General features: G+C 66.5%; 26 protein-coding genes and 1 pseudogene. 17 read left to right on the forward strand and 10 right to left on the reverse strand.

The features are described from left to right. The first annotated feature begins 14 nt into the window (after positions 1–14). Positions 15–794 (forward strand): CDP-diacylglycerol--serine O-phosphatidyltransferase, encoded by a 780-nt coding sequence (gene pssA / locus ACQ66H_RS04730; RefSeq protein WP_020163612.1) that lies wholly within the window; start codon positions 15–17, stop codon positions 792–794. Between the two features lie 130 nt (positions 795–924). After that, complete coding sequence (locus ACQ66H_RS04735; protein ID WP_430433024.1) at positions 925–2,469, forward strand: 2-isopropylmalate synthase; 1,545 nt, start codon at positions 925–927, stop codon at positions 2,467–2,469. A gap of 15 nt (positions 2,470–2,484) precedes the next feature. On the opposite strand, the gene ACQ66H_RS04740 is transcribed toward ACQ66H_RS04735, so the two are convergent. Further along, positions 2,485–2,844 (reverse strand): DUF2069 domain-containing protein, encoded by a 360-nt coding sequence (locus ACQ66H_RS04740; protein ID WP_430433025.1) that lies wholly within the window; start codon positions 2,842–2,844, stop codon positions 2,485–2,487. Positions 2,845–2,846: 2 nt separating this feature from the next. Then, positions 2,847–3,440, reverse strand: coding sequence for an NAD(P)H:quinone oxidoreductase (gene wrbA / locus ACQ66H_RS04745; protein ID WP_430433026.1), 594 nt, complete (start codon positions 3,438–3,440; stop codon positions 2,847–2,849). A gap of 81 nt (positions 3,441–3,521) precedes the next feature. On the opposite strand from wrbA, the gene ACQ66H_RS04750 reads away from it, so the two are divergent. After that, on the forward strand, positions 3,522–4,364 hold the full coding sequence (locus ACQ66H_RS04750; protein WP_430433027.1) for a YhjD/YihY/BrkB family envelope integrity protein: 843 nt from the start codon (positions 3,522–3,524) through the stop codon (positions 4,362–4,364). 1 nt (position 4,365) lies between these two features. Here the strand turns inward: ACQ66H_RS04750 and ACQ66H_RS04755 are convergent, their stop codons facing one another. Further along, positions 4,366–5,847 carry a hypothetical protein gene (locus ACQ66H_RS04755; protein WP_430433028.1) on the reverse strand — a complete coding sequence of 494 codons (1,482 nt, stop codon included), beginning with the start codon at positions 5,845–5,847 and terminating at the stop codon, positions 4,366–4,368. Positions 5,848–6,013: 166 nt separating this feature from the next. On the opposite strand from ACQ66H_RS04755, the gene pyrF reads away from it, so the two are divergent. The 7 genes from pyrF to rplS all read left to right on the forward strand — a co-directional run bounded on the left by pyrF (position 6,014) and on the right by rplS (position 11,803). Further along, positions 6,014–6,748: an orotidine-5'-phosphate decarboxylase gene (pyrF, locus tag ACQ66H_RS04760; protein ID WP_430433029.1), complete on the forward strand. Its 735-nt coding sequence runs from the start codon at positions 6,014–6,016 to the stop codon at positions 6,746–6,748. A 136-nt stretch (positions 6,749–6,884) separates the two neighbouring features. After that, the gene (locus tag ACQ66H_RS04765; protein ID WP_430433030.1) at positions 6,885–7,814 is read left to right on the forward strand and encodes an ABC transporter substrate-binding protein; all 930 of its coding nucleotides are present in this window, start codon (positions 6,885–6,887) and stop codon (positions 7,812–7,814) included. Next, on the forward strand, positions 7,811–9,736 hold the full coding sequence (locus ACQ66H_RS04770) for an ATP-binding protein (protein WP_430433031.1): 1,926 nt from the start codon (positions 7,811–7,813) through the stop codon (positions 9,734–9,736). The genes ACQ66H_RS04765 and ACQ66H_RS04770 overlap by 4 nt, the downstream gene beginning before the upstream one ends. A 74-nt stretch (positions 9,737–9,810) precedes the next feature. Continuing rightward, positions 9,811–10,053, forward strand: coding sequence for a 30S ribosomal protein S16 (gene rpsP, locus ACQ66H_RS04775; RefSeq protein WP_019919404.1), 243 nt, complete (start codon positions 9,811–9,813; stop codon positions 10,051–10,053). Between the two features lie 20 nt (positions 10,054–10,073). Next, positions 10,074–10,598 (forward strand): ribosome maturation factor RimM, encoded by a 525-nt coding sequence (rimM, locus tag ACQ66H_RS04780; protein ID WP_430433032.1) that lies wholly within the window; start codon positions 10,074–10,076, stop codon positions 10,596–10,598. Continuing rightward, positions 10,580–11,311 (forward strand): tRNA (guanosine(37)-N1)-methyltransferase TrmD, encoded by a 732-nt coding sequence (trmD, locus tag ACQ66H_RS04785; RefSeq protein WP_430433033.1) that lies wholly within the window; start codon positions 10,580–10,582, stop codon positions 11,309–11,311. Before rimM ends, trmD begins: the two co-directional genes overlap by 19 nt. Positions 11,312–11,422: 111 nt before the next feature. Further along, a complete protein-coding gene (gene rplS / locus ACQ66H_RS04790) occupies positions 11,423–11,803 on the forward strand; it encodes a 50S ribosomal protein L19 (RefSeq protein WP_019919401.1) in 381 nt (126 codons plus the stop codon). A gap of 44 nt (positions 11,804–11,847) precedes the next feature. Here the strand turns inward: rplS and folE2 are convergent, their stop codons facing one another. From folE2 to xseB, 4 genes are all read right to left on the reverse strand, one after another. Further along, positions 11,848–12,663: a GTP cyclohydrolase FolE2 gene (gene folE2, locus ACQ66H_RS04795; protein ID WP_430433034.1), complete on the reverse strand. Its 816-nt coding sequence runs from the start codon at positions 12,661–12,663 to the stop codon at positions 11,848–11,850. A gap of 132 nt (positions 12,664–12,795) precedes the next feature. Next, entirely contained in the window at positions 12,796–14,682 is a 1,887-nt protein-coding gene (gene dxs / locus ACQ66H_RS04800; RefSeq protein ID WP_430433035.1) for a 1-deoxy-D-xylulose-5-phosphate synthase, read from the reverse strand. Position 14,683: 1 nt separating this feature from the next. Beyond that, on the reverse strand, positions 14,684–15,580 hold the full coding sequence (locus ACQ66H_RS04805) for a polyprenyl synthetase family protein (protein WP_430433036.1): 897 nt from the start codon (positions 15,578–15,580) through the stop codon (positions 14,684–14,686). Beyond that, on the reverse strand, positions 15,573–15,821 hold the full coding sequence (xseB, locus tag ACQ66H_RS04810) for an exodeoxyribonuclease VII small subunit (RefSeq protein WP_019919397.1): 249 nt from the start codon (positions 15,819–15,821) through the stop codon (positions 15,573–15,575). The genes ACQ66H_RS04805 and xseB overlap by 8 nt, the downstream gene beginning before the upstream one ends. 190 nt (positions 15,822–16,011) lie before the next feature. On the opposite strand from xseB, the gene ACQ66H_RS04815 reads away from it, so the two are divergent. From ACQ66H_RS04815 to ACQ66H_RS04835, 5 genes and pseudogenes are all read left to right on the forward strand, one after another. Further along, positions 16,012–17,115 carry an aromatic ring-hydroxylating oxygenase subunit alpha gene (locus tag ACQ66H_RS04815; RefSeq protein WP_430433037.1) on the forward strand — a complete coding sequence of 368 codons (1,104 nt, stop codon included), beginning with the start codon at positions 16,012–16,014 and terminating at the stop codon, positions 17,113–17,115. A 67-nt stretch (positions 17,116–17,182) separates the two neighbouring features. Beyond that, a complete protein-coding gene (locus ACQ66H_RS04820) occupies positions 17,183–18,031 on the forward strand; it encodes a DMT family transporter (RefSeq protein WP_430433038.1) in 849 nt (282 codons plus the stop codon). Positions 18,032–18,087: 56 nt separating this feature from the next. Further along, positions 18,088–18,439 (forward strand): annotated as a pseudogene (locus ACQ66H_RS04825) (STAS/SEC14 domain-containing protein). 3 nt (positions 18,440–18,442) lie between these two features. Next, entirely contained in the window at positions 18,443–19,276 is an 834-nt protein-coding gene (locus ACQ66H_RS04830; RefSeq protein WP_430433040.1) for a sulfurtransferase, read from the forward strand. Next, positions 19,243–19,542, forward strand: coding sequence for a DUF3253 domain-containing protein (locus tag ACQ66H_RS04835; RefSeq protein ID WP_430433041.1), 300 nt, complete (start codon positions 19,243–19,245; stop codon positions 19,540–19,542). The genes ACQ66H_RS04830 and ACQ66H_RS04835 overlap by 34 nt, the downstream gene beginning before the upstream one ends. On the opposite strand, the gene ACQ66H_RS04840 is transcribed toward ACQ66H_RS04835, so the two are convergent. Further along, complete coding sequence (locus ACQ66H_RS04840) at positions 19,509–20,435, reverse strand: LysR family transcriptional regulator (RefSeq protein WP_430433042.1); 927 nt, start codon at positions 20,433–20,435, stop codon at positions 19,509–19,511. The two genes, ACQ66H_RS04835 and ACQ66H_RS04840, sit on opposite strands and share 34 nt — an antisense overlap. Before the next feature lie 204 nt (positions 20,436–20,639). On the opposite strand from ACQ66H_RS04840, the gene ACQ66H_RS04845 reads away from it, so the two are divergent. Both ACQ66H_RS04845 and ACQ66H_RS04850 read left to right on the forward strand, forming a co-directional pair. Further along, entirely contained in the window at positions 20,640–21,545 is a 906-nt protein-coding gene (locus ACQ66H_RS04845) for a zinc-binding alcohol dehydrogenase family protein (protein ID WP_430433043.1), read from the forward strand. Positions 21,546–21,610: 65 nt separating this feature from the next. Beyond that, the gene (locus tag ACQ66H_RS04850; protein WP_430433044.1) at positions 21,611–22,699 is read left to right on the forward strand and encodes an alkene reductase; all 1,089 of its coding nucleotides are present in this window, start codon (positions 21,611–21,613) and stop codon (positions 22,697–22,699) included. 12 nt (positions 22,700–22,711) lie between these two features. Here the strand turns inward: ACQ66H_RS04850 and ACQ66H_RS04855 are convergent, their stop codons facing one another. After that, the gene (locus ACQ66H_RS04855; RefSeq protein ID WP_430435590.1) at positions 22,712–23,071 is read right to left on the reverse strand and encodes a YbaN family protein; all 360 of its coding nucleotides are present in this window, start codon (positions 23,069–23,071) and stop codon (positions 22,712–22,714) included. A 168-nt stretch (positions 23,072–23,239) separates the two neighbouring features. Next, a complete protein-coding gene (locus tag ACQ66H_RS04860) occupies positions 23,240–26,626 on the reverse strand; it encodes a DUF2126 domain-containing protein (protein WP_430433045.1) in 3,387 nt (1,128 codons plus the stop codon). Between the last annotated feature and the right edge of the window lie 28 nt (positions 26,627–26,654).

Below are 26,654 nucleotides of genomic sequence, written 5' to 3' on the forward strand. Positions count from 1 at the left end.
GTCGGAGTGAATGCATGTCCGAATACGACCCGCAATACATCAAGCCTGCCGATCCGGTGAAACGCCGGCGCGGCATCTACATCCTGCCCAACCTGTTCACGACGGCGTCGTTGTTCGCAGGTTTCTACGCCATCGTGCAGGCGATGAACGGACGCTACGAATACTCGGCCGTCGCCATCTTCATCGCCATGGTGCTCGACGGTCTCGACGGCCGTGTCGCGCGACTCACCCATACGCAATCGGCCTTCGGCGCCGAGTTCGATTCGCTGTCCGACATGGTGTCCTTCGGTGCCGCCCCGGCCCTCATCGCCTATGAGTGGGCCATGCGCGGTCTGGGCAAGTGGGGCTGGATCGCCGCCTTCATCTACTGCGCCGGCGCAGCGCTGCGCCTGGCCCGCTTCAACACCAATCTGGGTACCGTCGACAAGCGCTACTTCCAGGGCCTGCCCAGCCCGGCCGCCGCGGCGCTGGTGGCCGGCCTCGTCTGGGTCGCGACGGACAACGGCTACACCGGACCGGACATGCGCTGGGCGGCCTTCGTCATCACGCTGTTTGCCGGCCTGACCATGGTGAGCAACGTGAAATTCTGGAGCGGCAAGGACATCAACCTGCGCCGCAGCGTGCCCTTCATCGTCATTTTCGGCTTCGTGCTGGCCTTCGTCGCCGTGTCGGTCAACCCGCCGGTGGTGCTGTTCAGCCTGTTCGTTGCCTACGGCCTGTCCGGCTACGTCATGTGGCTGATCCGCTTCTCGCGGCGCAAGCCGCAACTGCCACCGACGCCACCGGAGGCCTGAGCCGGTACGCCGTTGTCGCGGCGCGACCCGGCGACTATATTCGCGACCCTGTGCCGTTCGCGGCCAGCCGCCTGTTTGAAGAAACGACCTTGCGCGCCCGCCTCGCCGCGGACGCGCCCCGGAGATTGCAATGACCGACCGCCTCATCATTTTCGACACCACGCTGCGCGACGGCGAACAGAGCCCGGGCGCGTCGATGACGCGCGACGAGAAGCTGCGCATCGCCCGCCAGCTTGAGCGCATGCGCGTGGACGTGATCGAGGCCGGCTTTGCGGCCGCCTCCAACGGTGACTTCGAATCGGTGCGTGCGGTGGCTGAAACCATCCGCGAATCCACCGTCTGTTCGCTGGCGCGCGCCAGCGAGAACGACATCCGTCGCGCTGGCGAGGCGATCAAGCCGGCAGCCAGCGGCCGCATCCACACCTTCATCGCGACCAGCCCCATCCACATGGAGAAGAAGCTGCGCATGAGCCCCGACCAGGTGGTCGAGCAGGCGATCAAGGCGATCGGCTGGGCGCGCGAGTACACCGAGGACGTCGAATTCTCGGCCGAAGACGCGGTGCGCTCCGACATCGACTTCCTGGTGCGCGTGTTCACCGAGGTGATCAAGGCCGGCGCGAAGACTATCAACGTGCCGGACACCGTCGGTTACTCGGTACCGGCGCAGTGGGCCGAGCGCATGCGCATCCTGATCGAGCGCGTGCCGGGCGCCGACAAGGTGGTGTGGTCAACGCACTGTCACAACGACCTCGGCATGGCGGTCGCCAATTCGCTGGCCGCGGTGATGGCCGGCGCCCGTCAGGTCGAGTGCACCATCAATGGTCTGGGCGAGCGCGCGGGCAACGCTTCGCTGGAGGAGATCGTGATGGCCGTGCGCACGCGCCGCGACGTGTTCGGTGTCGAGACGCGCATCGACGCGACGCAGATCGTGCCGGCTTCGCGCCTGGTGTTGACCATCACCGGCTATCCGGTCCAGCCGAACAAGGCCGTCGTTGGCGCCAACGCCTTTGCGCACGAATCCGGCATCCACCAGGACGGCGTGCTCAAGCACCGCGAAACCTACGAAATCATGCGTGCCGAGGACGTGGGCTGGAATACCAACAAGCTGGTGCTCGGCAAGCACTCGGGCCGCAACGCCTTCCGCGCCCGACTGACCGAACTGGGCATCGTGGTCGAGTCGGAGGAGCAACTGAATGTCGCTTTCGCCGCCTTCAAGGAGCTGGCTGACAAGAAGCACGAAATCTTCGACGAGGATATCCAGGCGCTGATGAGCGACGAAGCGGTCACGCCGGAGCAGGAGCAGTACAAGCTGGTCGCGCTGAGCTCGCGCTCGGAAACCGGGGAACTGCCGCAGTCCGTGGTCACGCTGTCGGACGGCGGGCGCGAAGTGAAGGTGTCGTCCAATGGCAGCGGGCCGGTCGATGCGGCTTTCTGTGCCATCGAATCGGTGGCGAAGAGCGGTGCCGAACTGCTGCTTTACTCGGTTAACGCGATCACCACCGGCACCGATGCGCAGGGCGAAGTGACGGTGCGTCTAGCACTGGGTGGGCGCATCGTCAATGGCCAGGGCGCCGACACCGACATCATCGTGGCGTCCGCAAAGGCCTACATCAATGCGCTGAACAAGCTGCAGGGCGTGCAGAAACTCAACCCGCAGGGCGAAAGCCCGATCTGAACGACGGCGCGCCGGCTAGCGCGATTGCGCGAGCCGGCTCGGCGCGGTCAGCTTGGAGTAGAACAGGCAGCCGAGGAACAGCGCCACCGACAGCAGTGTGTAGGCGAGGGCCAGCTGTGCCGACGGGCTGCTGTCCGAAGTCGCGCGCACGATGCCTTCGGTGAAGTAAGCGAGGCTGAGCAGCGACATCCATTGATGCGTGTAGCGCTTGCCGCGCAGGATGCCGAACAGCGCGCCCAGCAGCGGCACTATCTTCAGCACCAGCCACGAACCGCCCGGCCGCAGCGGAGCCAGCCACAGCTCCCAGGCGAGGCCGAGCAGGATAAGGGCGATAAGGCTGGACGAGGCCAGCAGGTTCCAGTGTCGTGCGGTCATGGTCAGGCGGCGAGTTTGAGTGCGGTCAGCGCAAGCCGGCGGCCGAGCGCAAAGGCGAGTCGTGCTTCGGCTTCCGACAGCTGCGTCCGCCCGTCGTGCCCGCTCACGTGGCTGGCGCCGTAGGGCGTGCCACCGTCCGGCGTGGTTGACAGATCGGGTTCGGAATAGGGCAGGCCGACGACGAGCATGCCGTGGTGCAGCAGCGGCAGCATCATGCTCAGCAGGGTGCTTTCCTGCCCGCCGTGCATGGACGTGGTCGAGGTGAACACCGCGGCTGGCTTGCCGGCGAGCGCACCGGCCAGCCACTGCGGGCTGGTGCCGTCAAGAAAGTACTTCAGCGGCGCGGCCATGTTGCCGAAGCGGGTCGGACTGCCGAGGGCGAGGCCGATGCATTCGTCGAGGTCGCGGGCTTCCGCATAGGGCGCGCCGCTGTCCGGTACGGCCGCAGCGGTCGCCTCGCAGACGGTCGATACCGGCGGCACGGTACGCAGGCGTGCCGCCGCGCCCTCGACCGAATCGATGCCGCGGCCGATCTGGCGTGCCAGGTTCAGCGTGGATCCGTAGCGGCTGTAGTAGAGGACGAGAATTTCTTTCAATGCGGGCCATCCAGCAGAATGAGGCCCGGAGTGTACAGCTTTGCCGGTCCCGATCTGCTGACGGACCTGCCACCTTCCCCAATGTCTTCACCGCTGATCGATCTTCTGATTCGTCCCTTTCACGTGCTGGGCGCGGCCGCATCGCGACACCGCGAGGGCCGCGCCGCGCAGTCGGCGGCCGCGCTTGCATTCGCCTTGCTGTTCGCGCTGGTGCCGCTGATCGTGCTGGTGCGTCAGCTGTCCGTCTGGCTGCCGGACGCACTGCAGTTCGGCAAGCCGCTGCAGGCTTACCTTACCGGCTCCTTGCTGCCGGACGACGCAGGCTCGTCGGTCGTGCGCCACGCGACGCGCTTCGTCGCCAAGGCGCGGCGGCTGTCGCTGGTCGATCTGTTGCTCCTGCTGGGCAGTGCCTGGGTGTGGGTGCGCACCGCCGACCACGCGCTCAATGCGATGTGGCCGCAGCGACCGCCCCGGCGGCTGCGGCGCACTGCGCTGATCTATCTGGCGCTGCCGGTGCTTGCACCGTTCGCGCTCGGCGCCGGCACGGCGCTGAGCCTCTACCTCGTCACCGCCTCGCTCGGCATGGTGAATGAACCGGCCTGGGTCAAGGTTTTCCTGCTGCGCAGTGCGGCAGCGCTGGTCACCGCCGGTTTCCTGCTTTTGCTCTACAGGACCCTGCCGCGCGCCGCCGTCGGCCTGCGCCCCGCGCTGTGGGGCGCCGTCGTGGCGACCGCGCTGCTGACGCTGATGCAGAAGTTGCTCAGTCTGTACATCGAGCACATGCCCGGTTACGCGGTGGTCTATGGTGCGCTGGCCACGCTGCCGGTTTTTCTGCTCTGGCTCTACCTGTTCTGGTCCATCGTGCTGTTCGGTGCTGCGGTGACCGCTGTGCTGCACGACCGGAGCGGGCGGCACTCGGGCTGACTCAGGGGCGGCTGGCAGGATCGGATCGACCACCGCTCGTATTGGCGCTCATTTCCTCGATCTCGAAAAGTTCGAAGGCCTGCGTCTGCAGGTCGAGATCGGACAGACGAGCGTCGCCGAGCCGGTAGCGGCCACCGGAATTGTGCGCGATGAGCAGGTCGCGACCGTTGGCCTCGCCGGGCGGCAGCATGATGCAGGGGTGCGGACGGTGGCTGGTGAGCGGCGGCAGGCGCAGCGCGGGTACGGCGGTGCGCGACCCCGATGCCTCGAACACGACGGTCGCCGCCTGGGCGCCGTGGCTGAGCAGTTCCACCCCGACATCGATGGCGCCCGCGCTGGCGCTGCGCGCCCAGCGCACGACACAGATCATCCAGTTGCGACTGCCGCTGCCCTTGATCAGCACCGGCAGTCCGGGCCGGACCAGGCCGGTCGGGCCGGTGTCGAGGCGCAGCGCGAAACCGTTCGGACTGTCGTTGAGCAAGGTCCAGCCGGTGGTCTGGTTGCCCCAGTCGGCGGCTGGATCGCGCCGTTCGAGCAGGTGCCAGATGGCGTCGAAACCGATCAGCATGCGTATTGCCTGGCCACGTTCGCGCCGTGCATGCTGCCGGCGCGGCATCGCCATCCAGCGCGCCTGCAGGCGGCGCAGCAGGCGACGCGTGCGCGTCTGACCGAGGCAGGCAGGCAGATACATGTCGGCAACGTTGCCGCCTTCGTCGATCAGGTCGAGATGATGGGCCAGCACCTGACCGAGCCGCTGGCAGGAGCAGTAGAGGATGTGCGGACCGCGTTCCGGGTCGGGCGCCGCCCGCAGCAGCGGCGTCGGGCCGTGATCGTGCTCGTCGTCTATCCAGAACCAGGAATCGAGGTCGCGATGCGGCGGGTTGGGCTGGATCTGCACGGCGCCCGAGTAGCTGCGCACGTAATCGGCGATGTTGAAGAAATCGGCCGGCGCGAGGTGCGGCGGCTGGGCCAGTTCGAGCGCGATCAATTCGCGGTGCAGCTGTTCGGCGTCCGCCGAGCCGGCGATCTGGGTGGCCGGCGTGGCCATCATGCGGGCGTGCATCAGCAGGGCGTGCGCCGTTGTCCACATGCCTGGCGGTACGTCGGCTGCGGTCAGCGTGCGCAGGGCATAGACGTCGAGCAGGCAGAGCATGGCGTGCCCTGCCGCGCGCGACGGTTTGTGTGCGGCGCGCGCCTGCAGGGCGTCGAGATAGCTGCGCGCAATCTGCATCAGCGCGTCGCACAGCAGATCGGCGGCATCGCGCAGCGTGGCCGGCACCGGCAGCGCGCTGGCGGCAAGCTGCGGTTTCAGTGCCGTTGCGCAGGCCAGCGCGCGGTCATGGAAGATGTCGAGCACGCGTACCCGCGCCGGCGCGTCCATGCGCGCCTGGGCAAGTACGCCGAGGCAGGTGGCCAGCGCGGCCGCCTCGTGCCCGGGATCGCCGGCGGCGGGTGTTGCCAGCCAGTCGAGTACTGTCCGCAATGGATCCCCGGTCTTTGCCGAGCGCAAAAGGCTGTCGGGCGCGGCAGTAACGGGGGCGGGGGCGGACATCGGGGTGGGGCGCAAGGACGTGTAGAGCGCTGATTCTAGTAAACTCGTGTTTTGTCTGCGCAGGCCATACGCCTCACTTTCCGTCCGCACCATGAACATGCCTAATTCCTCCGTCCAGTCCAAGGCCGCCATCGACCCCGCCGATCGACTCATCGTTGCGCTTGACGTGCCCTCTGCGGACCAGGCGCGTGCCATCGTCGACCAGCTCGGCGACGCCGTCCGCTTCTACAAGATTGGCCTCGAACTGTTCATGAGCGGCAACTACTTCGAACTGCTCGATTGGTTGATCGCACGAAACAAGAAGGTTTTCGTCAACCTGAAGTTCTTCGATGTGCCCGAAACCGTGCGCTCCGCGGTACGCGCGCTGTCGTCGAGCGGTGCCACCTTCGCGACCATTCACGGCAACCAGGCCATCATGGAAGCCGCCGGCGCCGACAAGGGGGCGCTGAAGATACTCGCCGTCACCGTGCTCACCAGCCTGGATCGGGGCGACCTCGACGATCTGGGCTTTGCCTGCGATGTCGATGCGCTGGTGCTGTCGCGCGCTCGGCGCGCGCTGGCCGCGGGCTGCGACGGAGTCGTGTCGTCGGGACTGGAGGCGCCGCACATCCGCGCCGAACTGGGCGAGCGCATCCTGGTGGTGACGCCGGGCATCCGGCCGGTCGAGAATCGCCCGGTCGATGACCAGAAGCGCACGGTCGATGTCGCGCAGGCGCTGACCAACGGCGCCGACTATCTGGTGGTCGGGCGGCCGATCCGCAACGCGGCCGATCCGGCGGCGGCGGCCTGGCGCATGCAGGAACAGATCGCGCAGGCGCTCGGCCAGCGCTGATCGTCGGCAGGTGCGCATCATCAGCCCTTCGGATGATGATGCGCCGGACGCCCTTGCTGCATACTCGTTGCGTCTTCCCTTCCCATCGGGCTTGCCCCGCGCGCGAGTGCTGGCGTCAATACACTCGTTCTCCGCAATGACACGCGTCGGCCGCATCGGCCTCGCCGTGCGCATGCTCTTGATGCTCTGTTCACTGCTGCTGTGCGGGCTGGCGCAGGCGGCATCCGTGCTCGTGCTGTTGAGCGAGCCGGGCGGCGCCTATGGCGAATTTGCCGAGGCGCTGAAGAACGAGCGCAGTGCCCGCGGCGGTTTCTCCTTGGCAGTGGCGACGCGGAACGATTTCAATGCCGCCTCCCTGACCGCGCACGACGCCGTGATCGCGGTCGGTGCCGGGGCCTTGCGTACTGTGGTGCAGGCGGACGTGCCGACGCCGGTGCTCAGCGTGCTGGTGCCGCAGAACGCATTCGAGTCGATGCTGGTCGCGGGCAACACGCGCCGCTGGTCGGCCATACACATCGATCAGCCCTTCATCCGCCAGGTCAACCTGATACGTATCGCGCTGCCCGAGGCCCGACGGATCGGCGTGCTCTTCGATGCCGCCGACCCGGAGCGCCTGCAGCCCTTGAAGAATGCCGTTGCCGGCACTTCGATGCAGATATCCAGCGGCAGCTTCACCGGCGAGTCGTCGCTGTTCGCGGCGCTGTCGCAGGTGCTCGACAACGCCGACGTCTTCCTGGCGCTGCCCGATCCGCAGGTGCATAACGCGGGAACCATACGCAATCTTCTGCTCACTTCGTTTCGTGCGCGGGTGCCGGTGGTCGGCTTCTCGGCGGCGTACGCGCGTGCCGGTGCCGTCATGTCCCTGTATTCGACACCGGAGCAGATCGCCCGCCAGACGGCGGACGCGATCGCCTTCTGGATGCGCGAGCGCACCTGGCCGGCGCCGCGTCATCCTCGACATTTCACCGTGTCGGTCAACGCGCACGTCGCGCGCTCGCTCGGGCTGCGCATCGAGGATGGCGACGCGCTGCGCGACAAACTGGTCCGCCAGGAGCGACTGCCATGAAACGCTGGGGCATTCGGCAACGCGTGCTGCTGGTCGCGCTTGCGCCAGTCGTCGTGTTCGGCATCGCCGCCGGCATCTGGATGGTGCTGCACCGGCTGGCCGAACTTGAGAACGGCCTGGTCGAGCGCGGGCGCGCGACTGCGCGGCAAGTGGCCGCCACTGCCGACTACGGGGTGTTCTCCGGCAATACTGAGTCGCTGGTGTCGCTGATCGAAGCGGCGCGTCGCGAGCGCGACGTAAGCGGCATCATGGTCTCGAGTCGTGATGGCGACCTCGTGGTATCCGGCGGCGAACTCAGTCCGGAAGCCTACGTGCCGGGCAGGCGCCCGGCGGGGCTTGCGCTGATCGAGCTCGAACATTCGTTGATGTTCGTCGAGCCGATACTGCGCAGTGCGGTACTCGATGATCCGGACGTATTCGACGGTCTGAGCGAGATGCCGGCCGATCGGCAGCCGGTGGGCTGGGTGCTGGTCGAGGTGTCGCGCCAGCGGGTCGATGCGATGAAGGGTGATTTCATCGTCACTACGGCCATCGTCGTCGCAGCTGCGCTGCTGGCGGCGAGTGCGTTCGCGATGCGCATCAGCCAGACGGTGACCGGGCCGGTGCGCGAAGTGTCGCGCGCGGTGCGCCGCATCGGCGAGGGTGACCTCACCGCGCGCGTGTCGGTATTTGGCGGCGGTTCGCTGCGCGTGCTGGCCGAGGGCGTGAACGGCATGGCCGAGCGCTTGCTGCGCGCACGCGACGAACTCGAGGCGAGGATTGCGGATGCCACCCGCCAGCTGCGCAGTCGCACCGACGAAGCGGAGCGCGCCAATCATGCGAAGTCGCGTTTCCTTGCTGCCGCCAGCCATGACCTGCGGCAGCCCATGCACGCGCTGGGACTGTTCGTGGCCGAACTGGCCGAGCGCCTGCGTGGATCGGAGCACCGTACACTGATCCGACAGATCGAGGAATCGGTCGGCGCCATGGAAGATCTGCTCGACGCACTGCTGGACATGTCCAAGCTTGACGCCGGCGGCGTGACGGTGCGCCGGTCGGAATTCCCGCTGCAGCCCATGCTTACCCGCATCGTCGAGGACTTCGCCGCCGACGCGCTGCAGCGTGGCCTGCGACTGAAGCTCCGGGCGACCGATCTGTGGGTCGAGTCGGACCCCTTGTTGCTCGAACGCATCATGATCAACCTGCTGTCGAATGCGGTGCGCTACACGCAGCGCGGCGGCGTACTGGTGGTCGTACGACGGCGCGGCGCCAGTGCGGTGATCGAGGTGCGCGACTCAGGGCCGGGTATTCCGCCCGAGGCGCACGACATGATTTTCGAGGAGTTCTATCAGTTGCAGAACCCGGCGCGGGCGCGCGGGCAGGGCCTCGGCCTGGGTCTCGCCATCGTGCGCCGGCTGACTGGCCTGCTCGGGCACGACGTGGCGATCCGCTCGCGAGCGGGGCGCGGCTCGGTGTTCTCGATTGAAGTGCCGGTTGTTGCGGCGCCGGTGGGGCGTCATCAGACAGGCGAACCGGAACCGTTGCAGGTACCCCTGTCAGTATTCGTCGTGGTGATCGATGACGACCCGGGGTCGCGCACCAGCATTGCCGGCCTGCTTGCATCCTGGGGGTGCGAGGTACTCTGCTCGGCCAACCTTTCGGAAGCGCGCGACATGATGAGACAGCGCGACAAGGTGCCGTCGCTCATCCTGTGCGACTTCCGCCTGGCTGCCGTGGCCAGCGGTATCGACGTGCTCGACGCGCTGCTGGCCGAACAGAGCGGGGACATCGCGGCCGCGCTGGTGACCGGCGACACCGACCCGCAGGTTCGTCGCATGGCCGCTGCACGCGGCTACCCGGTGCTGCACAAGCCGGTGCGGCCGGCCCGTCTGCGTGCGCTGGTTCAGCAGGTCGTGCTCAGGCAGCAGAACCCGGTCGGCTGAGTAGCGGGCAGTCCTTGCGGTAACTCCGGTACTTCGCTAACATCGCGGGTTTTCCTCGTTTCGAAGGAATCGTAATGGTCGTTATTCGCCTCGCGCGTGGGGGTGCCAAGAAGCGCCCGTTCTTCAACATCATCGCCACCGACTCGCGCAATCGTCGCGATGGTCGTTTCATCGAGCGCGTCGGTTACTACAACCCGGTCGCTCCTGAAGGCACCACCAGCCTGTCGGTCAATGCCGAACGCCTGGCCTACTGGCAGAGCGTCGGCGCCCAGCTGAGCCCGACGGTTGCCCGTCTGGTCAAGCAGCAGGCAGCCTGATCAAGCACGTTTCCGAAGCAATGGTCGTACTGGGGCGCATTGCCGCTCCGTTCGGCGTGCAGGGCTGGTTGCATCTGCAGGCCTTTGGCGACGATCCGCAGTCCTGGAAGGTGATCGAGCGTTGGCTGGTCAGCGCCGATGCGGATGCTGCGCCGGAACGCTGGCGCGAGCTCAAGCTCGATGGCTTCAAGCTTCAGGCCAAGGGACCCATCGTCCGCTTCGAGGGCTGTGACGACCGGACCGCGGCGGAAAAGCTGGTCGGCCTGTATGTTGCCGCTCAGCGCCACGATCTGCCGGATACGGAAGATGACGAGTACTACTGGGGCGATCTGATCGGCCTCGAAGTCGTCAATCAGACAGGCGAACGGCTCGGTCGTGTGGACCGGCTGCTGGAAACCGGTGCGAACGATGTGCTGGTCGTCGTCGATGACGCAACCGGGGCAGACAATGCGGTAGAGCGCCTGATCCCCTTCGTTTCGGCGGTGGTGAAGGACGTGGACCGCGAAGCAGCGGTCGTGCGTGTCGAATGGGACGCGCAGTGGTAAGTGGTGTGCAAGCGGGGAAGCCAGTCACCTTCGAGGTGATTTCGCTGTTCCCGGAAATGTTTTCAGCCATCGAACGCAGCGGCATCACGCGGCGGGCGATGGAAAGATCGTTGTGGCAGGTCCGGCATACCAATCCGCGCGATTTCGCGACGGACGCGCACCGCACCGTTGACGACCGACCTTACGGCGGTGGTCCGGGCATGGTGATGCTGGCTGAACCGTTGGCTCAGGCGATCGCAAGTTGCAAGGCGCGTCATCCGGGATCGGTCAAGGTCGTGCATTTCTCGCCGGCCGGTGAGCGTCTGACGCACCGGCGGGTGATGGATCTGGCAGCCGAGCCGGCCTTGATACTGCTCTGCGGTCGGTACGAGGGCATGGATCAGCGGCTGATCGACCGCGATGTCGATCTGGAGCTGTCCTTGGGCGACTTCGTGCTGTCCGGTGGCGAACTGCCGGCGATGGCGCTGATGGACGCGATCATCCGTCAGCTGCCGGGCGCGCTGAACGATGCAGCGTCCGCGGTCGAGGATTCCTTCGTCGGCGGGCTGCTCGATTGCCCGCACTACACCCGTCCTGAGGTCTGGGACGGCAGGCCGGTGCCCGAGGTGTTGCTGTCCGGCGACCACGCGCGGATACGTCGCTGGCGCGCCGAGCAGGCGCTGGAACTGACGCGCAGGCGTCGTCCGGATCTGCTGGCGCAGGAAGAGAAGTAGTTTTTTGCAGTACCGCGGACGGCAGTCGTCATGCCGTTCCCCCAACAAAACGCGCGCATCACGGCAAACGTGCTCTGCGGCAAGGCAATGCCATAGACCAGGAGTCAAGACATGAATCTGATCCAGCAACTCGAGCAGGAAGAAATCGCCCGTCTGGGCAAGAACATCCCCGACTTCGCGCCGGGCGACACCGTCATCGTCAACGTGAACGTGGTCGAAGGCGACCGCAAGCGTGTCCAGGCCTACGAAGGCGTTGTGATCGCCAAGCGTAACCGTGGCCTGAACTCGAACTTCATCGTCCGCAAGATTTCCAGCGGCGAAGGTGTCGAACGTACCTTCCAGACCTATTCGCCGCTGATCGCGTCGATCGAAGTGAAGCGCCGTGGCGACGTGCGTCGCGCCAAGCTGTACTACCTGCGTGAGCGTTCGGGCAAGTCGGCGCGCATCAAGGAAAAGCTGGCCAAGCGCAGCGCGCCGAAGAGCGCAGCCTGAGATCCGGCTGGCAGCAATAAAAAAGGGACTGCGAGGTCCCTTTTTTATTGCACGCGCGTCTGGCGCTTGTCGGCACTCACTTGTGCCCAGGCGGAGTGATTGTGGATGGACTCGAAGTTCTCCACCTCCAGCGTATAGGCGCGCACCCTTTCCTCGGTGTTCAGCCGGGCGGCGATGTCGCGCACCATGTCCTCGACGAATTTCGGATTTTCGTAGGCGCGCTCGGTCACGTACTTCTCGTCCGGGCGCTTGAGCAGGCCATACAGATCACAGGAGGCCTCCTGCTCGACAATGTCGATCAGGTCCTCGACCATCAGATTGCCTTCGATGACGGCCTCTATCGTCACGTGTGAGCGCTGATTGTGCGCGCCGTACTGCGAAATTCTCTTCGAGCAGGGGCACAGGCTGGTAACCGGCACCAGCACGCGCAGGGTGAAGGTATAGCCACCGTCAGAGCCGACACGCGCGGTGAAGCCGACCTCGTAGTCGAGCACGCTCTGTACGCCCGACACCGGCGCCGATTTCCGTCGGAAATAGGGGAAGCGCAGCGATATTTCGCCGCTGTCGGCTTCCAGGCGATCGAGCATGGCGCGGACCAGAGCCTCGAAAACCGGAGGTGCGAGCGGCGTCTCCAGACCGTTCAGCAGTTCCACGAAGCGCGACATGTGCGTGCCTTTCAGATGGGCAGGCAGGCTGACAAAGAGGCCGCATTCGGCCACGGTGCCCTGTACCCAGCCATCGCGGCCACGCACGCTGATCGGGTGACGGATGCCGCGGATGCCGACTTTCTCGATCGGCAGTTCGCGCGGGTCCAGTGTGTTCTGGACGTCGGGAATAGTGTGCGGATCGCGAGCATTCATGCTGAACCCCTGGTTTCTCTACATGATCATTTGTTGCATGTAGATTAACATCGGGTTCTGATCCACTCAAGCTGCGACGCATGAAAAAAAGCCCGGCAGTGCCGGGCTTTCATTTTCGCCGAGGCCGGGAGTTCAGCGCGAGAGCGCCTGCAGTGCGGCGGCCACCTGGGCGCGCACGCCGGCCGCGTCGAGCCCGACTTCCGCGTAAAGCAGTGCCGGATCCCCGTGATCGACGAAGCGATCGGGCAAGCCGATGCGCAGCACCCGACAGGACAGGCCCGCGTTGTGAATCACCCGCTCGACCTCCGCGCCAGCGCCACCGATCAGCGCGTTTTCCTCCAGCGTGACGATGAGCCGGTGCTTCTGCGCGAGCTGGATCACCAGGGCTTCGTCCAGTGGCTTGGCGAAGCGCATATTGGCCACGCTGGCGTCGAACTCGTCGGCAACCGCAAGTGCCGGCGTCAGCATGGCGCCGAAGGCGAGCAGGGCGGCATCACCCTGACCCGCACGCCGAAGTTCGCCACGACCGATCGGCAACGCGGTCATCGTGTCCTGCGGTACCACGCCGGGGCCGCTGCCGCGCGGGTAACGCACTGCAGTGGGCCCCTTGTGCATGTACGCGGTGTAGAGCATCTGCCGGCATTCGTTCTCGTCGCTCGGCGTCATCACGACGAGATTGGGCAGACAGAGCAGATAGGACAGATCGAAGGCCCCATGGTGGGTGGCGCCGTCGGCACCGACCAGACCGGCGCGGTCCAGCGCCATCATGACCGGCAGGTTCTGCAGGCAGATGTCGTGGATGAGCTGGTCGTAGGCGCGCTGCAGGAAGGTCGAGTAGATCGCTACCACCGGCTTGATACCTTCGCAGGCAAGTCCGGCGGCAAAGGTGAGCGCGTGCTGCTCCGCGATGCCCACGTCGAAGTAGCGCTGCGGGTACTCCGCAGCATAGCGCACCATGCCCGAGCCTTCGCGCATCGCCGGCGTGATCGCCATCAGCTTGTCGCAGCGGGCAGCCATGTCGCACAGCCAGTCGCCGAACACCTGAGTGTAGGTTGGCTTGCCGCCACTCTTGCCGGTCTGGATGCCGGCATGGTGATCGAACTTGCCGACGCCGTGATAGAGGATGGGGTCGGCCTCGGCCAGCTTGTAGCCGTATCCCTTCTTCGTGATCACGTGCAGGAACTTCGGGCCCGGCAGTTCGCGCAGGTTCTCCAGCGTCGGGATCAGCGCGTCGAGGTCGTGGCCGTCGATCGGGCCGTAGTAATGGAATCCGAATTCCTCGAACAGCGTGCCCGGCGTGATCATGCCCTTCACGTGTTCTTCCGCGCGCTTGGCGAACTCGCGCAGCGACGGCGCGATCTCGAGCACCTTGGCGCCGGCACGGCGGGCGGCGTTGTAGGTGTGGCCGGACAGCAGGCGGGTGAGGTACTTGTTCAGCGCGCCGACCGGCGGCGAGATTGACATGTCGTTGTCGTTGAGGATGACCAGCAGGTCGGCGTCCTCGACGCCTGCGTTGTTCAGCGCCTCGAACGCCATGCCGGCAGTCATCGCGCCGTCACCGATCACTGCGATGCTGTGCCGCTTCTGCCCCAGGGCGCGGGCCGCGATGGCCATGCCCAGGGCGGCCGAGATCGAGGTGGACGAATGCGCCGTGCCGAAGGTGTCGTAAGGGCTTTCGCAGCGGCGCGGAAAGCCGCTTACGCCCTTGTACTGGCGCAGCGTCGCCATGCCTTCACGGCGACCCGTGAGTATCTTGTGCGCGTAGGTCTGATGACCGACGTCCCAGACGATGCGGTCGTCGGGGGTGTTGTAGACGTGGTGCAGTGCCACAGTCAGTTCCACCGTGCCGAGATTGGACGACAGGTGACCACCGGTGCGCGACACCGATTCGACCAGAAAGGCGCGCAATTCCGTGGCGAGCTGGGAAAGCCGACGGCTGTCGAGTTTGCGGACGTCGGCCGGCGAGTCGATCGTTTCCAGCAGCGGGTAGGCGCTCATCGTGTGCAGGGATCTGTCCATATCAGTGTTTCCTCGTCAGCACGAAATCCGCCAGTTCGCGCAGGCGACGCGCTTCGTCCCCGAAGGACGAAAGGCTGTCGATCGCTTCGGCGTGCAGTTCGCGAGCGCGCTCACGCGCGCGCGCAAGTCCCAGCGTGCTGACGTAGGTCGGCTTGTTCGCGGCGGCGTCCTTGCCCGCGGTCTTGCCGAGTGCCTCGGTACTGGCCTCGCAGTCGAGCACGTCGTTGACCACCTGGAAAAGAAGGCCGACAGTACCTGCATAGTGGTCCAGTCGCGCCTGTGCGTCTACGTCCAGTTGTCCGCAGGCGGCTCCGAGGCGGACCGCGCAGCGGATCAGGGCGCCGGTCTTGTGGATGTGCATGAACTCGAGTTCGGCCACGCCAAGCGCGATACCGACCGAAGCCAGGTCGATCGCCTGCCCGCCGGCCATGCCGCGCGACCCCGACGCGATGGCGAGCTGGCTGACCATTCTGACGCGGGTGTCGGCGGCGACATCGCAATGTTCGGACAACAGCAGGAAAGCGAGGGACTGCAGGCTGTCGCCCACCAGCAGCGCGGTGGCGTCGTCGTACTGCACGTGCACGGTAGGCTTGCCGCGGCGCAGCACGTCGTCGTCCATGCAGGGCATGTCGTCGTGTACCAGTGAATAGGCGTGTATCAGTTCGACCGCACAGGCGGCGGCATCGAGTGCCGCGCTCGAGGCGCCCGACAGCGCGCCAGCGGCGTGACAGAGCAGCGGACGCACGCGCTTGCCGCCGCCAAGCACCGCGTAGCGCATGGCATCGTGCAGTCGTGACGGCGCTACCGCCGCGGTGGGCAGGAAGCGGTCGAGTGCGGTTTCGGTGCGCGTCTGGACGGTAGTGACCCAGTCGGCGAAAGAGGGTACGGCGTCAGTCATGATCGCCATCGCCAACCGGCAGGTCGCGCAGCAGACCGTCCTCCAGCATCTGCACTTTCTGTTCGGCCGCGCTGAGCGCGGTCTGACAATGGCGCACCAGTTCGACGCCGCGCTGATAGCGTTCGAGCGCACCGTCCAGCGGCAGCTTGCCGTCCTCCATCGCACGCACGATGGCTTCGAGTTCTTCGATCGCCTGCTCGAAGCTGGCGGGTGCGGAAGCCGCTTCTGCTTTTCTGGTCATGCTGATTGGGGCGTCGGGCAAACTCTGGAAAATAGCTGATCCACATCAGCCGGTCAAACGCGCAAGTGGTTATACTGCCCGGCTTTGTCACGCGTTTGCGTGCATCGTCCGTGGTCGCATGAATCCCTGCGCCGCGGGGTCCGCGATGGCAGGCACGCGGTTTTCCAACTTTGACTTCGGGGGTTGGGGAATGTCCGATATACAGTCCATTACCCGTCTTGAACCGGCGCAATCGCAGTTTCCGGTTTCCTGGTACTTCGATCAGCCGTTGTTCGAACTCGAGAAGCGTGTGCTTTTCGACAACGGACCGGGCTATGTGGGCCATGAGTTGATGGTGCCGAACGTCGGCGACTATCACACCCTCGGCTGGGCCGACGATGCGCTGATGCTGGTGCGCAACGAGGCCGGCATCGAACTGCTGTCCAATGTGTGCCGCCATCGTCAGGCCTTGATGATGAAGGGGCGCGGCAACACGCCGAACATCGTCTGCCCGGTGCACCGCTGGACTTACGACACGCGTGGCGACCTGCTGGGCGCGCCGCACTTCCCGAACACGCCCTGCCTGAACCTGAAGCGCCAGCCGCTGCAGAACTGGAAGGGACTGCTGTTCTCCGGCAAGCGCGACATCGCCGCCGATCTTGCCGGCATGGAGGTCGCTCCCGCGCTCGACTTCTCGGGCTACATGCTCGATCACGTCGAGATGCACCAGTGCAACTACAACTGGAAAACCTTCATCGAGGTCTATCTCGAGGACTACCACGTCGAGCCCTTCCACCCGGGGCTGGGCAAGTTCGTCACCTGCGAGGACCTGAGCTGGCAGTTCGCGCGCGACTATTCGGTGCAGCGCGTCGGCGTGAACAACCGTCTGGCGCGTCCCGGCACGCCGGCCTACGAGCGCTGGCACCGCGCGGTGCTCGACTTCTACCGGGGCGAAGTGCCGCCGCACGGTGCGATCTGGCTGACCTACTACCCGAACATCATGGTCGAGTGGTATCCGCACGTGCTCGTCGTGAGCACCCTGTATCCGCAGTCGGTCGATCGCACGATGAATGTGGTCGAGTTCTACTACCCGGAAGAGATCGTGCTGTTCGAGCGCGAATTCATCGAAGCCGAGCGCGCGGCCTATATGGAAACGGCGCGCGAGGACGACGAGATCGGCGAGCGCATGGACGCTGGCCGGCGCGCGCTGATGAAGCAGGGTCGTTCCGAGGTCGGCCCCTACCAGTCGCCGATGGAAGACGGCATGCAGCACTTCCACGAGTGGTACCGGCGCGAAATGGTGGACTATCTTTGAGCGCAGCACGGTACAGCGGGCGTGACGGGGCACTTCGGTGCCCCGTTTTCTTGCCGGAGCAGGCGTCGTGAAGTCCTTGTGGATGGTGGCGGCCAGTCTGCTGTTCGCGTCCATGGGCGTTTGCGTGAAGCTGGCCAGCGAGGCGTTGCCCGCCTCCGAAATCGCTTTCTACCGTGCCTTCATTTCCTTGCTGCTGATCGCAGCCGTCATGCGCATGCGCGGCGCGTCGTTCGCGACACCGCACGCGGCGATGCATCTGAAGCGCGGCGTGTCCGGCGCGATTTCGCTCATCCTGTATTTCCAGGCCATTGCACTGTTGCCGTTGCCGACGGCGGTGACGCTGAATTACACGTCGCCACTGTTCATGGCGGCCTGGCTGGGCTTCACCGTCAGTGGAGAGTTGTCGAAGCCGGTCGCGCTGGCGCTGGTGACCGGCTTTGCCGGCGTCGTTCTGGTCCTGCAGCCGACGCTGGACAGCGAGCAGTGGGTCGGCGGCCTGTGCGGCCTCGCTTCGGGGATGATCGCGACCATGGCCTATCTGAGCGTGCGCGACCTCGGTCAGCTGGGTGAGCCGGAATGGCGCACCGTGCTCTACTTCTCGCTCTGCTCCTCGGTGTTCGGCGCCGTGTGGGCGCTGATCGACGGCGGCTTTCACCTGCCGGATCAGCGCACCTGTGCGTTGCTGCTGGGCGTTGGCGTGTTCGGCGCCGCAGCCCAGCTGTGCATGACCACGGCGTACAAGGGCGGGCGCACGCTGGTGTCGGCCAGTCTGGCCTACACCACGGTGGCCTTCTCCACGCTTTACGGCGTGCTGCTGTGGAACGATGTGCCGTCCGCCGCGGTCTGGCTGGGCATGGTGCTGATTGTCGCAAGCGGCGTGCTGGCGATGCTCAATCCGCCGCCGGCGAAGCTATAGTCGAAGTGCGGGGCGCGCCCCGCCTCTGTGTCGGCAGACCCCTGGAGGGAAGAAAAATGATCACGAGCGAATACAGCGGCAACCTGGTGACGGTGACGGCCTTCGGCGAATTCACGCTGGCCGACTATCGGGAGTTCGAGGACCTGGTCAATTACCGGATCAAGTTCGAAGGCGTCGTGAACCTGCTGATCGACCTGCGGCAGATGACCGACTTCACGCTCGACATGGCGCTTGAGGAACTGCGGTTCGCACGCGCGCACAGCCACGATTTCGGACGGGTCGCAGTGATCGCCGGCACGCCGTGGGTGGCGTGGACGGCCTGGCTGTCGCAGGTATTCGTCGAACGCCGACGTGACCGTATTCGACGATGAAGCGGCTGCGCGCGACTGGCTGGCGGAGACCGTCTGAACGATGAGTGTGCTCATTTCCGCGGCCGAACTGGCCGCCGCGGCGGGCGATGCCCGCCTGGTCATCGTCGATTGCCGTCACGATCTTGCGCAGCCGGCATCCGGCGAGGCGGCGTGGCGCGAAGCGCACATCCCCGGCGCGCTGTTCATGCATCTGGATCGCGACCTGTCGGCGCCGAAGACTGGCCGCAACGGTCGCCATCCGCTGCCGTCGCCACAGGATTTCGTCGCGCTGCTCGGCGCTCGCGGCATTTCGCCGGCGCATCGCGTGGTGGCCTATGACGACGCCGGCGGCATGTTCGCTGCCCGCCTGTGGTGGATGCTGCGCTGGGTCGGTCACCGCGATGCCGCGGTGCTCGATGGTGGCCTGAGCGCGTGGAAGGCGTTCGGCGGCGCGCTCGACACGACGGTGCGCGATCTGCCGCGCACCGACTATCCGCTTGGCGCGGTCGAGGCGACGCTGGACGCCGACGCCGTTCTCGCCAGTCTGCGCAGCGGCGGACGCCTGCTGGTCAACGCCCGCGCGCCCGACCGCTTCCGCGGTGAAAACGAGACGCTGGACCCGGTCGGCGGCCATATTCCCGGTGCGGTGAACCGCTTCTTCAAGCTCAATATCGGCGACGACGGCCGCTTCAAGCCGGCCGACGTGCTGCGCGCAGAGTGGCGTGAACTGATCGGCGGCCGCGATCCGGCTTCGCTGGTCATGCAGTGCGGCAGCGGCGTCACCGCCTGCCACAACCTGCTGGCGCTCGAAGTTGCCGGCCTGTCCGGGGCGCAGCTCTATCCCGGTTCGTGGAGCGAGTGGTGCAGCGATCCGGCGCGGCCGATGACGCGCTGAGCGACGACCGCGTCGCGGAGGTGTTGCTCGCAAGGGTCGCCCGGCGCGCGCACGGGCGCTCGATCTGTCCGTCCGAAGTCGCGCGCGTGCTGTCGCCGGACGACTGGCGCCCGCTGATGCCCAAGATCCGCGAAGTCGCCCGCCGCCTGGCGCGCGAAGGTCGCGTCGTCGTCACCCAGGGCGGCGATGTGCGAGATCCAGATGCCGACTGGCGCGGGCCGATACGCATCGCTCAGCCGCCGGGTAGCGCGTCCGGTTCGATCTGAGCGAACCGTTCGCCAAGGAAGTCGAGCAGGCGTCTGACCCGCAGCGGCATGTGCCTGCCCGCTGGCAGCATTGCGTGCAGCGGGAAATCCTCGCCGCGCCAGTCGGTCAGCAGTTCGACCAGGCGCCCGGCGTGCAGGTCGTCCACCACGTCCAGCCGTGCCTTGGTGGCGATGCCCAGACCCTGCAGCACCCACTGGCGCACCAGCGCGCCGTCGTAGGCGAGCCGATTGCCCTGCACGCGCACGGTCGTGTTGACGCCGCCACGCTCGAAGCGCCAGGCCAGATGCGGGCGTCCGCTGCGATAGAGCGCGATGCAGTTGTGCCGCGTCAGATCGGACGGCTGCTGCGGCGCGCCGTGGCGTGCGACGTACTCGGGCGAGGCCACCACCACGCGTCGGGTCACGTGCAGCCGGCGAGCGACCAGCGACGAATCCGGCAACTCGCCGTAGCGCACCGCCAGATCGACCCGCTCGCGCACCAGGTCCTGCAGCGTGTCGGACACGTAGAGCGCCAGCCGCACGCCGGGATGCTGTTCGATGAAGTGATCCAGCATGGCCGACAGCGCGCCGCGACCGAGGTCGGACGGTGCCGCGAGGTGGATGTCGCCTGACAGCGTTTCGCGGCCGGCACCCAGCAGGGCGCGTGCGTCGTCGATGTCGCCCAGTGCGCGCCGGGCGTGGTCGCGCAGCAGTTCGCCCTCGGCGGTCAGCCGCATCGAACGGGTGGAGCGCTCGACCAGCCGCGCGCCAAAAGCCGATTCGAGCCGCTTCAGTGCAGCGCTGGCGGCGGCCGGTGTCAGCTGCAACTGCCGTGCGGCGGCGCTGAGCGAGCCGGCGTCGGCGATGCGCACGAAAAGTTCGAGCTGGGAAAGCGTCAGATCACGCGGATTCATGGCGGCTCAATTTTCAAGAATCATTTGAATATGTATTGAGTGCGGGCTGGATTATCAATCGATCTGCGAGTCTGTAGCATGCCTCGATGAACTGGACAGGAGTTGCAGCATGAAAGCCGTTGCATTCAGAGAAAATCTGCCGGTCGAGCGCGAGGACAGCTTGGTGGACGTCGAACTCGCCCGGCCCGAGGCCACGATCTGCTCGTGCGCATCGAGGCGGTGGCGGTTAATCCGGTCGATACCAAGGTACGTCGCTTCCATGCGCCGCCGGCCGACGGCAGCTGGCGCGTGCCGGGCTGGGACGCGGCGGGCGTGGTCGAGGCGGTGGGCGAGCGGGTCACGCGCTTCCGCCCGGGGGATCGCGTCTGGTACGCCGGTGACCTGACCCGCCAGGGCAGCAACGCCGAGTACCAGGCGGTGGATGAACGCCTGGTCGGCCGCATGCCGTCCTCGCTCGGTTTTGCCGAAGCGGCGGCGTTGCCGCTGACCACCATCACCGCGTGGGAGTTGCTGTTTGACCGACTGCAGCTGCGCGACGCGGAAGGGCGTCTGCTCATCGTCGGCGCCGCCGGTGGTGTCGGCTCGATCATGATCCAGCTGGCCCGGGCGCTGACCCGTACAACGGTGATCGCCACCGCGTCGCGCAGCGAAACCGCCGACTGGGTGACCCGGCTCGGCGCGCACCACGTGATCGATCACCGCCGTCCGCTGGCCGAGGCGCTGCGCGAGGCCGGCATCGCGTCGGTCACCCACGCAGCCAGCCTGACCCACACCGATCACCACTACCCGCAGATCGTCGAGGCGCTGGCGCCGCAGGGGCGGCTTGGCCTGATCGACGATCCGGCGCATCCGCTCGACGTACTCGCGCTGAAACGCAAGAGCCTGTCGCTGCACTGGGAACTGATGTTCACGCGTTCGCTCTACCAGACCGACGACATGGTCGAGCAGGGCCGCCTGCTCGACGAAGTGGCCGACATGGTCAACGCCGGCCGCCTGCGCAGCACGCTGGGCGAGCATTTCGGTGTCATCAATGCAGCCAATCTGCGCCGCGCGCACGCACTGCTCGAAAGCGGCCGCGCGCGCGGAAAGATCGTGCTGCAGGGTTTCTGAAACTGTTTTCTTCCGGGGCGCTGCCCAGGCCGCGACCCCAACCCTATCCATACATGGAGAACCGAATGACCACGCTGTTCGAACCGACCCGACTGGGCGATATCGCCCTCGCCAACCGCATCGTCATGGCGCCGCTGACGCGCAACCGCGCCCAGGCCGGCAATGTGCCGGGGCCGCTCACCGTCGAGTACTACCGCCAGCGTGCGAGCGCCGGTCTCATCATCGCCGAGGCGACGCAGATTTCACCGATGGCCCAAGGCTATCTGGACACCCCGGGCATCCATTCGGCCGAGCAGGTCGCCGGCTGGCGCAAGGTGACAGACGCGGTGCACGCCGCCGGCGGTCGTATCGTGCTGCAGCTGTGGCACGTCGGACGCATTTCGCATACCTCGCTGCTGCCGGGCGGCGCGGCGCCGGTGTCGTTGACCGCGCGTCGGCCCAATGCGCAGACCTACACGAAGGAGGGCTTCGTGCCGGTGTCCGAACCTCGGGCGCTGCGCGACGACGAACTGCCGGGCATCGTCAACGACTACCGTCGCGCCGCGCGCAATGCGATCGACGCCGGTTTCGATGGCGTCGAGGTGCACGCGGCCAACAACTACCTGCTGGACCAGTTCATGCGCGACAGCGTGAATGACCGCAGCGGCCCGTATGGCGGTTCCATCGACAACCGCATCCGCCTGGTCGTCGAGGTGATGCAGGCGGTGGCGGCGGAAATCGGGGCTGCGCGCACCGGCATCCGTCTGTCGCCGATCACCACCTTCAGCGACACGGCGCGTGACAGCAATCCGCAGGCACTTTATGGCCGCCTGGTCGAAGTGCTGGCGCCGCTGGGGCTCGCTTTCGTGCACATGATCGAGGGTGAGACCGGCGGCCCGCGCGAACCGGCGGATCTTGCGGAGCCCTTTGACTATGACGCGCTGAAGAAGGCCTTCGGCGGCGGCTGGATCGTGAACAACGGCTTTGATCGCGCGAGCGCCGAGGCGAAGGTGGCCGCTGGCGAGGCCGACGCGATCGCCTTCGGCAAGCCCTTCATCTCGAATCCGGATCTGGTGCGCCGTCTGCGCGACAACGCGCCGCTGAATCCGCTGCGCGCCGAGCTGATGTACGGCGGCGGCGCCGAAGGCTACACCGACTATCCGGCGCTCGCCTGACGCCGTTTCAGCTTAATCGTCGCTGGCGGGTTCGGGCCGCGTCCATAGCCAGCCGGCGACGACGATCAGGATGAGCCACACGCTGCCGCGTACCCAGGGGGGCACCGGACTGAACCACAGCGTGGTGGCGCTGAACAGCATCATCACGCTGGCCAGCCATTTGGCGCGACGCGGTACCGCGCCGTGCGTGCGCCAGTGGATGATGTGTGGTCCGTACTTCGGATGGGCGAGCAGCTTCGCCTCCAGCGCCGGCCAGCCGCGGCCGGCGGCCCAGGCGGCAAGCAGCAGGAAGGGCACGGTCGGCAGTACGGGCAGGAAGGCGCCGATGACGCCCAACAGTACCGACACTGCGGCGAGCAGCCGCCACAGCATCTGACGGGTCCAGTGGATCAAGACGGGCAGGGCGTGATGCGAAAGCCGCATTGTGCCGCAGGCCGGCGCGCGGCGCAGGCTACGAGGACAATCGGGTGGGAAGCCAGCCGGCGATGCGGCGGCGCATCCTTCGATGCGCCGCCCGTCGGTCCGTACGCGTTTGCGTGCTCAGCGCCGCAGATCGAGCGTGAACGGGAAGTTCGGGTTGCGCTCCTCCGGCGGTGCCGACACCTGGCCCGGCGTGTGGCCCATGGCGAAGAAGCGCGCCAGCCGGCGGCCTTCCGCTTCGTAGGAATTGACCGGGAAGGTTTCGAAATTGCGGCCGCCCGGGTGGGCGACGTGGTACTGGCAGCCGCCCATCGAACGCTTCATCCAGTCGTCCACAAGGTCGAACACCAGTGGGCTGTGCGGCGGAATGGTCGGGTGCAGGCAGGTCGCCGGCTGCCATGCGCGGTAGCGTACGCCGGCGACGAATTCGCCGACGCGTCCGGTCGGTTGCAGCGGAATGCGCCGGCCATTGACCGCCAGCACGTGGCGGTCGTCCACCAGCCCCTGCACCTTCACCTGCAGCCGTTCGACAGAGGAGTTGACATAGCGCACGGTGCCGCCGGGTGCGCCTTCCTCGCCCATCACGTGCCACGGTTCCAGCGCGCTGCGCAGTTCGACCTGAACGTTGCGTGCGGCGAAGGCGCCCATCTTCGGGAAACGGAACTCGAAGTGCGGCGCGAACCAGTCCAGTTCCATCGTGTAGCCGAAGCTGCGCAGCTCGTCGATCACGTCGCGCAGATCGTCCCAGACGAAGTGCGGCAGCATGTAGCGGTCGTGCAGTTCGGTGCCCCAGCGCTTCAGGCGCGCCGGCTGGTAGGGCTGTTGCCAGAAGCGGGCGATCAGCGCGCGCAGCAGCAGTTGCTGGGTCAGGCTCATGCGCGCGTGCGGCGGCATTTCGAAAGCGCGCATTTCGAGCAGGCCGAGGCGGCCGGTCGGGCCGTCGGGTGAGAACAGCTTGTCGATGCAGAACTCGGTGCGGTGCGTGTTGCCGGTGGAGTTGACCAGCAGATTGCGCAGGATGCGGTCGATCAACCATGGCGGCGTGTAGCCCATGTCGCGCGTGCGGCGCTCGATTTCGGCGAAGGCGATCTCGATCTCGTACACCGCGTCGTTGCGCGCTTCGTCGATGCGCGGCGCCTGGCTGGTCGGGCCGATGAACAGGCCGGAGAACAGGTAGGACAGCGACGGGTGGTTGTGCCAGTAGCTGATCAGGCTGCGCAGCAGGTCGGGCCGGCGCAGGAAGGGCGAGTCGGACACCGTCGCGCCGCCGAGCACGAAGTGGTTGCCGCCGCCAGTGCCGCTGTGGCGGCCGTCGATCATGAACTTCTCTGTGCCGAGCCGGGTTTCGTGCGCCGCCTCGTACAGGAAGGTGGTGCCAGCCACCATGTCGTCCCATGAGTGGTAGGGCTGGATGTTCACCTCCAGCACACCGGGGTCGGGCGTGATGCGCAGCACTTCGAGGCGGGCGTCGCGCGGCGGCTCGTAACCTTCGAGCACGACCGGGTGGCCGCAGTCGGCAGCGGTCGCCTCGATCGCGGTCACCAACTCGAGGTAGTCCTCCAGCGCTGTCAGCGGCGGCATGAACAGGTACATGACGCCGTGGCGCACCTGTGCGCACAGTGCGGTGCGGGTGATCCAGGCGGCGGATTCGAAGGCGTCGGGGCGGCGGTCGGTCGCGGGCGCCACCGGGCTGCCGCTGTCCGGCAGGGCATAGCCCAGCCGTTGCGCGCGGTCGCCGGTCAGGCCGGCGAGCGGCGTCTGCATGCGCCAGGCGATGTCGCGCCATTGCGGCAGTGCGGTCTGCGGTGCCATCGGGTCGGCGGCATGCACCCAGGGGTAGTCGGTGGCGGCGACCCACGGTTGCGAGTCCAGCGGCAGCCGATAGCCGAGCGGTGAATCGCCCGGCACCAGATAGCAGCGCTCGGTGCGCAGGAACCACGGACCGCTCTGCCAGGCATCGCCGGCCGGCGTACGTGCCAGCGGCAGCACGTGGCCGACCACGCTGTCCAGACCCTGATCGAACACACGGCGCATGCGTTCGCGTTCGAGCGGATCGTCCAGCCGGGCGTCGAAGGGATCGACGTTCACTGGCAGCTTGCGTTCGCGCCACAGGTAGTACCAGACATCCTCGTAGGCAGGGAAGGCGTGCTTGCCGTCGATGCCGAGGCGGGCCGCCAGTACGTTGAGGAAGCGCGCCGCGTCGCCTTCGGTCAGCGCGTAATCGACGGATTCGTCCGCGAACAGGCCGGAATCCGTCCAGATCGGTTCGCCGTCGCGGCGCCAGAAACAGCTGAGTGACCAGCGCGGCAGCTGTTCGCCCGGATACCACTTGCCCTGGCCGTAGTGCAGCAGACCGCCCGGCGCGTAGCGCGCCTTCAGTTTGGCCAGCAGTTCGGCGCCGAGCAGGCGTTTTGTCGGCTTTTCCGGCGGCGAGTCGGCGGTGGTGTTCCATTCGGCGCCGTCGCGGTCATCTACCGACACGAAGGTGGGTTCGCCGCCCATGGTCAGTCGCACGTCGTGCAGCTTCAGATCGGCGTCGATGCGGTGGCCCAGCGTTTCGATGCGCGACCACTGCGCGTCGCTGTAGGGCCGGGTCACGCGCGGTGCTTCCCACACGCGTTCGACCTTCATGTGGTGTTCGAACTCCGACTCGCACTTCTCGCTGAAGCCGCTGACCGGCGCGGCTGACGACGGTTCGGGCGAACAGGCGAGTGGAATGTGGCCCTCGCCGGCGAACAGGCCGGAAGTCGGGTCCAGTCCGATCCACCCCGCGCCCGGCAGATACACCTCGCACCAGGCGTGCAGGTCGGTGAAGTCGGCTTCGGGGCCGCTCGGGCCGTCCAGCGATTTCACGTCCGGCGTCAGCTGTATCAGGTAGCCGGACACGAAGCGCGCCGCCAGGCCAATGTGGCGCAGCACCTGCACCAGCGCCCAGGCCGAGTCGCGGCAGGAACCACTGGCCTTCTGCAGCGTTTCCTCCGGTGTCTGTACGCCAGGTTCCATGCGGATCAGGTAGCGGATGTCGTTCTGCATCTGCTGGTTCAGCGCGACCAGGAAGTCCACGCTGGCACGCCCGCCGTTGCACAGCGCGCGCGCGTTGTCAACCCAGCGCGAGAACTTGGGCGCGTTGTCGCGGCCGAGCGGCAGTTTCACCAGATAGGGCGTCAGTTCGTGCGTCTGCTCTTCGCTGTAGCCGAATGGAATCTTTTCCGCTTCCGGTTCGAGGAAGAAATCGAAGGGGTTGATGACCGACATTTCGGCCACCAGGTCGATCTCGATGCGCAGTTCGCGCGTGCGCTCCGGGAACACGATGCGGGCGAGATAGTTCGACTGCGGGTCCTGCTGCCAGTTGATGAAGTGCTCGCCCGGCGTCGCCTTCAGCGAGTAGGACAGGATGGGTGTGCGCGTGTGCGGCGCCGGACGCAGTCTGACCACCTGCGGGCTGAGCATGACCGGACGGTCGTAGCGGTAGTGGGTGACGTGGTTCAGCGCGACGTGGATGGACACGGAGGACTCCGGTTGCATGCTGGAAAGG

This window comes from Methyloversatilis sp., assembly GCF_965284615.1.
In the GTDB taxonomy this organism is placed as follows: domain Bacteria; phylum Pseudomonadota; class Gammaproteobacteria; order Burkholderiales; family Rhodocyclaceae; genus Methyloversatilis.

Coding starts and splice junctions, on each gene's coding strand:
- pssA (WP_020163612.1), top strand. CDS start 15: ATGTCCGAATACGACCCGCAATACATCAAGCCTGCCGATCCGGTGAAA.
- ACQ66H_RS04735 (WP_430433024.1), top strand. CDS start 925: ATGACCGACCGCCTCATCATTTTCGACACCACGCTGCGCGACGGCGAA.
- ACQ66H_RS04740 (WP_430433025.1), bottom strand. CDS start 2,844: ATGACCGCACGACACTGGAACCTGCTGGCCTCGTCCAGCCTTATCGCC.
- ACQ66H_RS04750 (WP_430433027.1), top strand. CDS start 3,522: ATGTCTTCACCGCTGATCGATCTTCTGATTCGTCCCTTTCACGTGCTG.
- pyrF (WP_430433029.1), top strand. CDS start 6,014: ATGCCTAATTCCTCCGTCCAGTCCAAGGCCGCCATCGACCCCGCCGAT.
- ACQ66H_RS04765 (WP_430433030.1), top strand. CDS start 6,885: ATGACACGCGTCGGCCGCATCGGCCTCGCCGTGCGCATGCTCTTGATG.
- ACQ66H_RS04770 (WP_430433031.1), top strand. CDS start 7,811: ATGAAACGCTGGGGCATTCGGCAACGCGTGCTGCTGGTCGCGCTTGCG.
- rpsP (WP_019919404.1), top strand. CDS start 9,811: ATGGTCGTTATTCGCCTCGCGCGTGGGGGTGCCAAGAAGCGCCCGTTC.
- rimM (WP_430433032.1), top strand. CDS start 10,074: ATGGTCGTACTGGGGCGCATTGCCGCTCCGTTCGGCGTGCAGGGCTGG.
- trmD (WP_430433033.1), top strand. CDS start 10,580: ATGGGACGCGCAGTGGTAAGTGGTGTGCAAGCGGGGAAGCCAGTCACC.
- rplS (WP_019919401.1), top strand. CDS start 11,423: ATGAATCTGATCCAGCAACTCGAGCAGGAAGAAATCGCCCGTCTGGGC.
- folE2 (WP_430433034.1), bottom strand. CDS start 12,663: ATGAATGCTCGCGATCCGCACACTATTCCCGACGTCCAGAACACACTG.
- dxs (WP_430433035.1), bottom strand. CDS start 14,682: ATGGACAGATCCCTGCACACGATGAGCGCCTACCCGCTGCTGGAAACG.
- ACQ66H_RS04805 (WP_430433036.1), bottom strand. CDS start 15,580: ATGACTGACGCCGTACCCTCTTTCGCCGACTGGGTCACTACCGTCCAG.
- xseB (WP_019919397.1), bottom strand. CDS start 15,821: ATGACCAGAAAAGCAGAAGCGGCTTCCGCACCCGCCAGCTTCGAGCAG.
- ACQ66H_RS04815 (WP_430433037.1), top strand. CDS start 16,012: ATGTCCGATATACAGTCCATTACCCGTCTTGAACCGGCGCAATCGCAG.
- ACQ66H_RS04830 (WP_430433040.1), top strand. CDS start 18,443: ATGAGTGTGCTCATTTCCGCGGCCGAACTGGCCGCCGCGGCGGGCGAT.
- ACQ66H_RS04840 (WP_430433042.1), bottom strand. CDS start 20,435: ATGAATCCGCGTGATCTGACGCTTTCCCAGCTCGAACTTTTCGTGCGC.
- ACQ66H_RS04850 (WP_430433044.1), top strand. CDS start 21,611: ATGACCACGCTGTTCGAACCGACCCGACTGGGCGATATCGCCCTCGCC.
- ACQ66H_RS04855 (WP_430435590.1), bottom strand. CDS start 23,071: ATGCTGTGGCGGCTGCTCGCCGCAGTGTCGGTACTGTTGGGCGTCATC.